Here is a 10371-nt window from a genome sequence, read left to right as displayed (position 1 = left end):
CGCTGCGCTGCAGCAGGTTAAATCAAGGCAACACATGACCAAGACAGTTCCCGTGATCCTGTGCGGCGGCAGCGGCACCCGTTTGTGGCCGCGCTCGCGCAAGGCGCGGCCCAAGCCCTTCCTTCCGCTCGTTGGTGACGAGACTCTGTTTCGCGCAACCGTGCTGCGCTGCCCGGTTGGCGAAGGCTTCGGCGATCCGGTCGTCGTGACCGGGGCTGCCCATCTTGGCCATGTCGAGGAACAGCTGCCTGATCGTGGCGCTACCCGAATCATCGTCGAACCCGAAGCGCGCAACACGGCTGCCGCGATTGCCCTTGCCGCGCTGAGCCTGCCGGAAGACGCGATCATGCTGGTGTGCCCGAGCGACCATCACATCGGTGATTGCGATGCTTTCCGGGCCTCTGCGCATGAAGCGGCGGCACTGGCGCAAGCTGGCTGGCTCGTTTCCTTCGGCATCGTGCCCACTGCGCCCGAGACCGGCTTCGGCTACCTCAAGCAGGGCGAGGCGATCGATGGCACTGGCGGCCGCCGCGTCGAGCGGTTCGTCGAAAAGCCCGATCTGGCCCGCGCCATGGAGTTTCTGAGCAGCGGTGACTATGCCTGGAACGGGGGCATCTTCGCGTTCAGGGTCGGCACGTTCCTTGAGGAACTGGGGCTTCACCGGCCCGACATTCTTTCGGCAGTGCGCGAAGCTGTCGCCAAGGGACGGGAAGATGGCATGCGCTTCCACCCCGATCGCGAAGCCTTTGCCAAGGTGCCCAGCGAATCCGTCGACTATGCGGTCATGGAAAACACGTCGCGCGCGGCGATGGTCCCGGCGGAGATGGCGTGGTCGGACATCGGCAACTGGCAGGCCCTTCACGATGCGCAGGATCGCGATGAAGCGGGCAATGCCGTCCGCGGGCGGGCGGAACTGAAGGATTGCAGCAACGTACTCGTTATGAGTGATGGCCCCCGCGTTTCGGTGGTGGGCGCATCGAATCTCATGATCGTCGTCGATGGCGACGAAGTCCTCGTCTGTACGCCAGAAGGTGCGCAAGCCGTGGGCAAGCTTTCCGGAGCTGCGAACCAGTGACATTGCTGCCGAGGCGGATGGTCGAAAAACCCTGGGGCAAGGACGATCTGCCCCGGCCCTTCGAAGCCTTCTCGGGAAGGAGCATCGGCGAAATCTGGTTCGAGCCGCCGTCCGAACTTCCCTCGATCCTGGTCAAGTACATCTTCACCAGCGATGCGCTCTCGGTCCAGGTCCATCCCAGCGATGAACAGGCGAGGGAACTCGGTGAAAGCGATCGCGGGAAGGAGGAGTGCTGGCTGATCCTCGATGCAGAGCCGGGCGCGAAGCTGGGTATCGGCTTTGGCGAGGCGCTCGACGGGGAAGCGCTGCGCGCCGCAGCCCTCGATGGCAGCATCGAGGGCCTGATGGACTGGTATCCGGTCAAACGCGGGGACTTCTTCTATATTCCGGCCGGCACTGTCCACGCGATCGGCGCGGGCGTGAGCCTGATCGAGATCCAGCAGAACAGCGACATTACCTATCGCCTCTACGACTACGGCCGCCCGCGCGAGCTGCACCTCGATCAGAGCATGGCGGTGGCCAAGGGCGGGCCGCACGAACCATCGCTCCGCCGCCACGACGTGCTGTCTACCTCGCACCAACTGGCCAACGGCAAGTACTTCACTGCCGACTGCGTGATCGGCGAGCCCGCTGCGGAAGTGCACCGGGCATACGATGGCCCATGCCTCGTCATCCCGGTCGATGCCGCCGTGGCGGTAGCGGGCGAAGCGGTGGACGTTGGCCAATGCGCCCTTGCCGCAGCTGCCGCCGACGTGGCTTTCTCTGCCTCCGGCACCTGCCTGCTCGTCCGACCGGCCTAGCTTTCTCGCGGTAGCCGGGAAAAGGGGTACGCATTCATGTAATGTTATGTTGTAACATGCATGCTATGCCTGTATGGAGCCGCCAACGCCGCACGGTCAGCAGGCCGGCGGCTGGTCGCATACAGCAAGGACATTCCATGCGTCTTACCGCTCTCCTTCTCCTCGGCGCCGCCGCCAATGCCACGCCCGTCATGGCCCAGCAGGCTCTGGCTCCTGCCGCTGATGATCAGGGCGATACCCACGCCCAGACGCCGAAGCAGATCGTCGTCACCGCCGCCTTCAACCGCGAACGGGCCGATATCATCTCGGGCGTATCGGTCCTGCAGGGACAGGAGCTGGCGCAGGCGATCCGCCCGACCATCGGCGAGACGCTTGATCGCACCCCCGGCGTCTCGGCCACCTCGTTCGGCCCCAACGCCTCGCGCCCGGTGCTGCGCGGCCTTCAGGGCGAGCGCGTCCGCATCCTGACCGACGGTATCGGCGCGTTCGACGTCTCGAACACCAGTGCCGACCACGCGGTAGTGATCGACCCGCTCCTGGCCGAGCGCATCGAAGTGCTGCGCGGCCCCGCCACGCTGCTGTTCGGCTCATCGGCCATCGGCGGCGTCGTCAACGTGATCGACAAGCGCATCCCGCGCGTCGTGCCCGACGAGATCGCCCACGTCGATGCCATGGCGACTTATGGCTCGGCGGCGAACGAGCGTTCGATCGGTGCGGCGGTGGATGTGCCGGTGGGCAAGCAGTTCGTCGTCCACGCCGATGGCAGCTACCTCAAGACCGGAAACCTGCGTGTTGGCGACTACGTTCTCGCCCCTTCCGCCCGCGCCGTGGCGCTGGCCAATGCCGGGACCGAAACTGACGACCAGCTGGACGAAGGCGTGGACTTTGCCGGCAACGCCGCGCTCAGGGGCCGCCTGCCAAACTCCGCTGCCGAGACCTGGACAGCGGGCGTCGGCGCGGCACTGATCACCGATACCGGCAACCTCGGCATTTCCTACAGCCACTACGACAGCCTCTATGGCATCCCCACCCGCTACGCGATCCGCCCGGGCGAAGAGCAGGAATCGCCGCGCCTCGACGTCGCGCAGGACCGCGTTGACCTCCGCGCCGAGGTCGAGACCGGCGGCGGCTTCCTCAAGTCGATCAAGGCCCGCGCCGGGTTTGCCTCCTACCGCCACTTCGAACTGGAACCGGACGGCGGCATCGGCACCGCGTTCTACAACAAGGGCCTCGAAGGCCGCGTCGAACTGGTCCAGGCTGATCGCGGCGCTTGGAAGGGCGCGAGCGGCGTCCAGTACTTCGCCCGCGATTTCAACGTGATCGGCGATGAAGCCTTCCTGCCCAAGAGCTCCACCCAGCAGCTCGGGCTATTCACCCTGCAGCAGATAGACCTCGGCGCGCTGAAGCTGGAAGGCGGAGCGCGGTACGAACACACCGTGCTCGAAGCCAAGCCGCTGCCCGACCAGCCGCAGTTCTTCAACGGCAAGCGCTCGTTCGACACCTTCTCGGGTTCGGCCGGCGCGTCGCTGGGCTTCGCCGATGGCTGGCGCTTCGGCGTAAACCTCAGCCGCACCGTGCGCGCGCCTTCTGCCGAGGAGCTCTTCGCCAATGGCCCGCATGCGGGCACGCAGGCGTTCGAAGTCGGCAGCCCCGATTTCCGCACGGAGCGCGCCTGGGGACTCGAAGGCGTGCTGCGCGGCTCCGGCCCCGGCTACACGCTGGAAGCCTCGGTCTATCACAACTGGTTCGACAACTTCATCTACGAGAGCCTGACCGGCGCGGTGGAAGATGGCCTGCCGGTGTTCCAGTTCACGCAAGGGCGTGCGCGCTACTATGGCTTCGAACTGCAGGGCACGGTCACGCTTGCCAAGGTCGGCGGGTTCGACGTGGTGGCCGATGGCGTGGCCGACTACGTTCATGCCGAGATCGTCGGGGTAGGCCCGGCACCGCGCATTCCGCCACTGCGCCTGCTCGGCGGCCTCGGCCTGAAGGGTGAGAAGGTGGACCTGCGCGGCGAAGTGGAATGGAGCGACAGCCAGCCCCGCCTCGCCAATTTCGAGACGCCGACGGCCAGCTTCACCTTGGTCAACGCCGAAGTGAACTTCCGCCCGTGGGGCAACGAGCGCCCGCTCTCCTTCGCGCTTTCGGCCAACAACATCTTCGATGTCGACGCCCGCCGCCACGCCTCCTTCCTCAAGGACTTCGCCCCCCTGGCAGGCCGCGACATACGTGTAAGTGCGAGGGTGAGCTTCTGAGAACCACGGTTCATCGCAGATAAAGCCGTGGCCCAGCAGTTTTGCCCTTCAGGGAAAACGGTGAGGTCACGGCATGAAGCGGATAGCAATTGCGGGCGCTGCTGCGCTGGTCATTCTCGGAGCAGGGCTGGCCGAGGCGCAGCCCGGCGGGCGTTTGCGCGAACGGATCGCCAAGCGCATGGAGCAGCGCGCCGAAGGCGCGGCCAAGCGTGAACGCACGCCCGGCGCGCAGACCTTCTCCTATGGCCCCGACCCGCTGCAGGTCATGGACTTCTGGGCTCCGGCGGGCGCGAAGGCCGCGCCGCTCGTGCTCTATGTACACGGCGGCGGGTGGAAGCGCGGGAGCAAGGACTCCGCGATGGGCAATGCCCTGCCCGGCCACTTGCGCGATCAGGGCTATGCCTTCGCCTCGATCAACTACCGCCTCGTGCCCGCTGCCACGGTCGAACAGCAGGCGAGCGACGTGGCGCAGGCGCTGGCCTATTTGCTGGCCCGCGCCGACAAGCTGAACATCGATCGCAGCAAGGTCGTCCTCACCGGCCACAGCGCGGGCGCGCATCTGGTGGCGCTGGTGGGCACGGACGAGCAATACTTGCGCAAGGCGGGACTGTCCTTCGCCGACATCGACGGCGTGATGCCCAACGACGGCGCGGCCTATGACGTGCCAAAACAGATGGAGCAGGCCGGCCGCATGATGGCCGATACCTACAAACAGGCCTTCGGCACCGACCCCGCCCGCCAGAAGGCGCTATCCCCGGTGTTCCACGCCGCCGCCCCCAACGCCCCGCGCTTCCTCCTCCTCCACGTCCAGCGCAAGGACGGCGTGGCGCAGGCGCAGGAACTCGGCGCGGCGCTCAAGAAGGCGGGCGTGACCGTCGAATACGGCAGCTTCCCCGGCACCGGCCTGCAAGGCCACGCCGAAATCAACCGCAAGCTGGGCGAGGCGGATTATCCCGCGACGCCGGTTATGGATGCGTGGTTGAAGGGGGTGTTTGGGCGATAGTCAAAATCCTCCCCGTTTTTGCGAAGCACAAATGGGGAGGGGGACCGCCAGCGAAGCTGGTGGTGGAGGGGAAAAAGACCCCTCCGTCATTCGCTGCCGCGAATGCCACCTCCCCGTTTGTCCTTCGGAAAAACTGGGAGGATCAGCGCTGTGTTCAAACCTTCTCCGGCCCGACAGCCCCCAGCACATGCGTGCACCCCAACCCCTTCGCGCTGTCCGCATCGCTGAGCGCCGCAACCGTGCGCCAGCCGATCGAGCGCAACCGCGCCGCCTCGTCACGGTCATGGCCCAGCGGCAGGAACACGCGATCTTCCGGCGTTTCGCTGGCCGAGAGCAGGTCGATCAGCGCATCCGGGTAAAGCGAGAAGCCGGTGGCGGCCTCGTCCTGACCGTTCCCGGCAATGCGATAGGTGCCGCCGCGTCCGACTGGGCCGCGCGCGCCTTCGGCGTAGAGGGTGAAGCCGAACCAGGTCTGGTATTCGAAGCCGTGGCGCTCGCTCGGGTCCAGCGTCAGGCGGGCCGCGCCGTTAAGGCTGGCGGCGATCTGCTTTAGCGAAGCGATGCGTGAGGCGAGCGCGCCGCCCGCATCGATCGCGGCAAGCTTCTCGATGGCGCTGTCGAATTCGCCGGTGGCGTAGAGCAGCGGCACATAGGCCTCGCCGCCAACATCGCGCAGGCCGCCCGCATCCTTGGTGTCGAGTTCGCGCCGCACCGCCTCGATCTGTTCGGGCGCAAGGGGGAAGGCCTTGGCGGCCAGCGTGTCGACGAGATCGGGCAGGGTGAAATCGACGCTTACGCCGCGCGCACCTGCGGCCTGCAGCGCCTCGACCGCGATGGAGACGATCTCGGTCGCCGCCGCCAGATTGTCCGCGCCGACCAGCTCCGCACCGCACTGCAGCTTCTCGCGCGCGGGGTCGAGCCCGTCGCTCTTGATGGTCAGGACCTGCCCTGCATACATCAGCCGCAGGGGCCGCGCCGCTTCGGCCAGCCGCGTCTGCGCGATGCGGCCGATCTGCGGGGTGTGGTCAGACCGCAGGCCCATCATCCGCAAGGACGACGGATCGGTGAAGCGGAACATGCGCCGTGATTGGATGCCCGCCATCCGCGCGGCGAGGCTCTTCTCGAACTCGATCATCGGCGGCAGCACGCGGTCATAGCCGTGGCCGTGCATCACGTCCTGAATGCTGCGCATCACGCGCGTGGTGGTCGCCGCCTCACGTGGCAGGCGGTCCTCAAGCCCCTCGGGCAGCAAGCTGGAATCGACGTCGGTCATGTGCGCGCGCTTAGCGGGATGGATGGGAAATGTCGAACCTGTGATGTTGCGCGTGTTCTTGTTTCGCGCAGAGGCGCGGAGAAGAAAAGGATATCTCACGCAAAGACGCAAAGACGCGAAGATGTCGCGCCAAGCGGCGCAGCCGCATTCTCCTCTACACGCCATTCGATTGGCAATGAAGGCCTGCGGCGCGCGCAACCTCTTCGCGTCTTTGCGTCTTTGCGTGATTCATCCCGGGCGGAGCCCGTAATCTTCTCCGCGCCTCCGCGCGAAACGGAAAAGGCGGGCGCATCGCTGCACCCGCCCCTCGATTTCACGCTGACGCTGGATCAGACGAAGTTCAGCGCCTTGACCGTGCGGACGCCCTGGATGTCGCAGGCCTGCTTGAGCACGTCCTGCGGCACCGGGCTGTCGAGCGAGAGCAGCAGCACGGCCTCGCCACCGGCTTCGCGGCGGCCGAGGTGGAAGGTGCCGATGTTGATGTTCGACTGGCCGAGCAGCGTGCCGATGCGGCCGATGAAGCCCGGCGCGTCGGAGTTGACGATATAGAGCATGTCGCCATCAAGGTCGGCCTCGATGCCGATGCCGAAGATTTCGACCAGACGCGGTTGGCCGTTGCCGAACAGCGTGCCCGCAACTGAACGCTCACCCTGGCTGGTGCTGACGGTGACGCGCACCAGCGTGCGGTATTCGCCTTCGCGATCATGGCGCACTTCGCGCACGTCGAGCCCGCGCTCCTTGGCGAGGAACGGTGCGTTGACCATGTTCACGCTCTGCGAATACTCGCTCATCAGGCCGGCAAGGACCGCAGCGGTGATCGGCTTCTGGTTGAGCTGCGCGGCGGCGCCTTCGACCTCGATGGCGATCTTGGTCAGATTGTCGTGCGCGAGCTGGCCGACCAGCTTGCCGAGCTTTTCAGCCAGCGCCATGTAGGGCTTGAGCTTCGGAGCTTCCTCGGCCGAGAGCGAGGGCATGTTGAGCGCGTTGGTGACGCCGCCCGAGACGAGGAAGTCAGCCATCTGCTCGGCCACCTGAAGCGCGACGTTGACCTGCGCTTCGTTGGTCGAGGCCCCCAAGTGCGGGGTGCAGATGAAGTTCGGCGTGCCGAACAGCGGCGATTCCTTCGCGGGTTCGGTCTCGAACACGTCGAGCGCAGCGCCTGCCACCTGGCCCGAATCCAGCGCAGCCTTCAACGCTGCTTCATCGATCAGGCCACCACGCGCGCAGTTGATGATGCGCACGCCCTTCTTCGTCTTGGCGATGTTCTCGGCCGAAAGGATGTTGCGGGTCTGGTCGGTCAGCGGCGTGTGCAGCGTGATGAAGTCCGCGCGTGCCAGCAGCGTATCGAGATCGGCCTTTTCGACGCCCATTTCCACGGCGCGCTCGGGCGTCAGGAACGGGTCGAAGGCGACGACCTTCATCTTGAGGCCGAGTGCGCGGCTGGCGACGATCGAGCCGATGTTGCCCGCGCCGATCAGGCCCAATGTCTTGCCGGTGACTTCAACGCCCATGAAGCCGTTCTTCGGCCACAGGCCCGCCTGGGTCTGGGCGTTGGCTTCGGGGATCTGGCGGGCGAGCGCGAACATCATCGCGATGGCATGTTCGGCGGTGGTGATCGAATTGCCGAACGGGGTGTTCATCACGACCACGCCCTTGGACGAGGCGTAGGGGATGTCGACGTTGTCGACGCCGATGCCGGCGCGGCCGATGACCTTCAGATTGGTGGCGGCATCGAGGATCGCCTTGGTCACCTTGGTCGAGGAGCGGATGGCGAGGCCATCGTATTCGCCGATGCGGGCGATCAGCTGTTCCGGCGTCTCGCCGGTGATCACGTCGACGTCGCAGCCCATCTCGGTGAAGATGCGGGCGGCGTTGGGGTCCATCTTGTCGGAAATGAGAACCTTGGGCTTGGTCATAAGTGTCTCCCTCTCCCCTTCAGGGGAGAGGGCCGGGGAGAGGGGGAGTCCTGTCACCGGCCCTGAAATGGTTGGAAAATGCGGGAACAAGGGGCAAGTCCCCTCTCCCAACCCTCTCCCCTCAAGGGGAGAGGGCTAGAGGCAGCTTAGGCCGCGGCCAGTTCGGCCTTGGTCGTATCGTAGGCCCAGTCGAGCCACGGGCCGAGGTCGGCGATGTCCTCGGCGTTCACGGTCGCGCCGCACCAAATGCGCAGGCCGGCCGGGGCATCGCGGTAACCGGCGATGTCGTAGGCCGCGCCCTGCTTTTCGAGGAGGGCTGCAAACTTCTTGATGAAGTCTGCATCCGCGCCTTCGACCGAGAGGCAGACCGAGGTCTTGGACCGGGTCGCTTCGTCAGCGGCGAGGTGCGAGAGCCACGAACGCTCTTCGACGATCTTGTTCAGCGCCGCCGCATTGGCATCGCTGCGCGCCTGAAGACCTTCGAGGCCACCGAGGCCCTTGGCCCATTCGAGCGCGAAGATCGCGTCTTCGACGGCGAGCATCGAGGGGGTGTTGATCGTCTCGCCCTTGAACACGCCCTCGGCGAGCTTGCCCTTGGACACGAGGCGGAACACCTTGGGCAGCGGCCAGGCGGGAGTGTAGGTTTCGAGCCGTTCGACCGCGCGGGGGCCGAGGATCAGCACGCCGTGGCCGCCTTCGCCGCCCAGAACCTTCTGCCAGGAGAAGGTGGCAACGTCGATCTTCGACCAGTCGATGTCGTAGGCGAAGACTGCCGAGGTGGCGTCGGCAAAAGAGAGGCCTTCGCGGTCCGCGGGAATGAAGTCGGCGTTCGGCACGCGCACGCCCGAGGTGGTGCCGTTCCAGGTGAACAGCACGTCGTTCGACCAGTCGATCGCGTTCAGATCGGGGATCTGGCCATAGTCGGCGCGCAGGACCGTGGGATCGAGCTTGAGCTGCTTGGCGGCATCGGTGACCCAACCTTCACCGAAGGATTCCCATGCCAGCGTGGTGACCGGGCGAGCGCCGAGCATCGTCCACATCGCCATTTCGAAAGCGCCGGTGTCAGACCCCGGAACGATACCGATGCGGTGCGTATCGGGCAGCTGCAGCACTTCGCGCATCAGGTCGATGCAATACTGAAGGCGCGTCTTGCCGATCTTGGCGCGGTGTGACCGGCCCAGCGATTCGGTAGCGAGCTTTTCGGGGGAATATCCGGGCGGCTTGGCGCAGGGACCGGACGAGAAATAGGGGCGCGCAGGCTTGCGAGCCGGAATCGTAGCAGACATGTAGTCTCTCCTTACAGAGAGCACGCGCGGCGTTGGGACCGCGTGGCCCGCCGACCGCCCTAGTGGCGCAGCGGGATTTGTCAAACCTTATCGGTTTCCAACTCTCATGAACTCAGGGGCAAGTCTCCCCCAACTCACCCACAACTCTCGGGTTCAGAAGGCCTACTGTCCGAGGGTTTCGGCAAGCATCGCGGCCGTGCGCGGACCAGACCAGTCATGCGCGCCGATCATGCGCCAGACTTCCTTGCCATCCTTGTCGTAGAGCACAGTCGTCGGCAGCATTCCGGTCTCGTAGAAGAAGCCGAGGTTGTTCTCGGTGTCGAGCCAGGGTTCGAGCGCGGTGAACTTGCGCTCGGCATAGAACGGGGCGACTTTGGCGGCGCCTTCGATGTCCTGCGATACGGTCAGGACCCGCAGCTTGCCGGCGTTGTCCGCCGCCAGCTTGTCGAGCATCGGCATTTCGAGGACGCAGGGCCCGCACCACGTTGCCCACAGGTTGACCAGCACCGGCTTGCCCTTGAGGTCGCGCAGCTTGAGCGACTTGCCCGACGGGTCGGTCACGGTGAAATCGGGCATGTCCTTGCCGCGATTGGCAATGTCGAGTGTGCCGTTGAATTCGCCCTTCGCGGCAGATTCCGTAGGTGCCGCCGTCGTCTGCGGTTGCGAGTCGCTCTGGCCTTGCCTATCGCACCCGGCAACGGCAAGGGCCGCCACGAGCAACAGCACTTTGGGCGAATAGACGGACATGGGCGACAAATCAGGC

The 10371-nt window shown here is 65.6% G+C and carries 8 protein-coding genes; 4 read left to right on the top strand and 4 right to left on the bottom strand.

The window, feature by feature from the left end; genetic code table 11:
- Nucleotides 1-34 precede the first annotated feature (34 nt).
- The 4 genes from HGI46_RS03260 to HGI46_RS03245 all read left to right on the top strand — a co-directional run bounded on the left by HGI46_RS03260 (nt 35) and on the right by HGI46_RS03245 (nt 5133).
- Nucleotides 35-1075, top strand: coding sequence for a mannose-1-phosphate guanylyltransferase (locus tag HGI46_RS03260; protein WP_168903053.1), 1041 nt, complete (start codon nt 35-37; stop codon nt 1073-1075).
- Nucleotides 1072-1875 carry a class I mannose-6-phosphate isomerase gene (locus HGI46_RS03255; RefSeq protein WP_168903052.1) on the top strand — a complete coding sequence of 268 codons (804 nt, stop codon included), beginning with the start codon at nt 1072-1074 and terminating at the stop codon, nt 1873-1875. The genes HGI46_RS03260 and HGI46_RS03255 overlap by 4 nt, the downstream gene beginning before the upstream one ends.
- 137 nt (nt 1876-2012) lie before the next feature.
- Nucleotides 2013-4130 carry a TonB-dependent receptor gene (locus HGI46_RS03250; RefSeq protein ID WP_168903051.1) on the top strand — a complete coding sequence of 706 codons (2118 nt, stop codon included), beginning with the start codon at nt 2013-2015 and terminating at the stop codon, nt 4128-4130.
- 73 nt (nt 4131-4203) lie between these two features.
- Nucleotides 4204-5133, top strand: coding sequence for an alpha/beta hydrolase (locus HGI46_RS03245; RefSeq protein WP_168903050.1), 930 nt, complete (start codon nt 4204-4206; stop codon nt 5131-5133).
- Nucleotides 5134-5287: 154 nt separating this feature from the next.
- On the opposite strand, the gene HGI46_RS03240 is transcribed toward HGI46_RS03245, so the two are convergent.
- From HGI46_RS03240 to HGI46_RS03225, 4 genes are all read right to left on the bottom strand, one after another.
- Nucleotides 5288-6406: an ATP phosphoribosyltransferase regulatory subunit gene (locus tag HGI46_RS03240; protein WP_168903049.1), complete on the bottom strand. Its 1119-nt coding sequence runs from the start codon at nt 6404-6406 to the stop codon at nt 5288-5290.
- A gap of 329 nt (nt 6407-6735) precedes the next feature.
- Nucleotides 6736-8322 (bottom strand): phosphoglycerate dehydrogenase, encoded by a 1587-nt coding sequence (gene serA, locus HGI46_RS03235; RefSeq protein WP_168903048.1) that lies wholly within the window; start codon nt 8320-8322, stop codon nt 6736-6738.
- Nucleotides 8323-8468: 146 nt separating this feature from the next.
- The gene (locus HGI46_RS03230; RefSeq protein ID WP_168903047.1) at nt 8469-9608 is read right to left on the bottom strand and encodes a phosphoserine transaminase; all 1140 of its coding nucleotides are present in this window, start codon (nt 9606-9608) and stop codon (nt 8469-8471) included.
- Between the two features lie 162 nt (nt 9609-9770).
- Complete coding sequence (locus HGI46_RS03225) at nt 9771-10355, bottom strand: TlpA disulfide reductase family protein (RefSeq protein ID WP_168903128.1); 585 nt, start codon at nt 10353-10355, stop codon at nt 9771-9773.
- Between the last annotated feature and the right edge of the window lie 16 nt (nt 10356-10371).

It is taken from the genome of Novosphingobium sp. ERW19 (assembly GCF_012641315.1).
GTDB lineage: Bacteria > Pseudomonadota > Alphaproteobacteria > Sphingomonadales > Sphingomonadaceae > Novosphingobium.
Note: the sequence above shows the minus strand (reverse complement) of the source record. Positions and strands in the feature narration are given on the sequence as shown.

What these genes read in the sequence shown, in the direction of transcription:
- HGI46_RS03260 (WP_168903053.1), top strand. Translation starts at nt 35, where the DNA reads ATGACCAAGACAGTTCCCGTGATCCTGTGCGGCGGCAGCGGCACCCGT.
- HGI46_RS03250 (WP_168903051.1), top strand. Translation starts at nt 2,013, where the DNA reads ATGCGTCTTACCGCTCTCCTTCTCCTCGGCGCCGCCGCCAATGCCACG.
- HGI46_RS03245 (WP_168903050.1), top strand. Translation starts at nt 4,204, where the DNA reads ATGAAGCGGATAGCAATTGCGGGCGCTGCTGCGCTGGTCATTCTCGGA.
- HGI46_RS03240 (WP_168903049.1), bottom strand. Translation starts at nt 6,406, where the DNA reads ATGACCGACGTCGATTCCAGCTTGCTGCCCGAGGGGCTTGAGGACCGC.
- serA (WP_168903048.1), bottom strand. Translation starts at nt 8,322, where the DNA reads ATGACCAAGCCCAAGGTTCTCATTTCCGACAAGATGGACCCCAACGCC.
- HGI46_RS03230 (WP_168903047.1), bottom strand. Translation starts at nt 9,608, where the DNA reads ATGTCTGCTACGATTCCGGCTCGCAAGCCTGCGCGCCCCTATTTCTCG.
- HGI46_RS03225 (WP_168903128.1), bottom strand. Translation starts at nt 10,355, where the DNA reads ATGTCCGTCTATTCGCCCAAAGTGCTGTTGCTCGTGGCGGCCCTTGCC.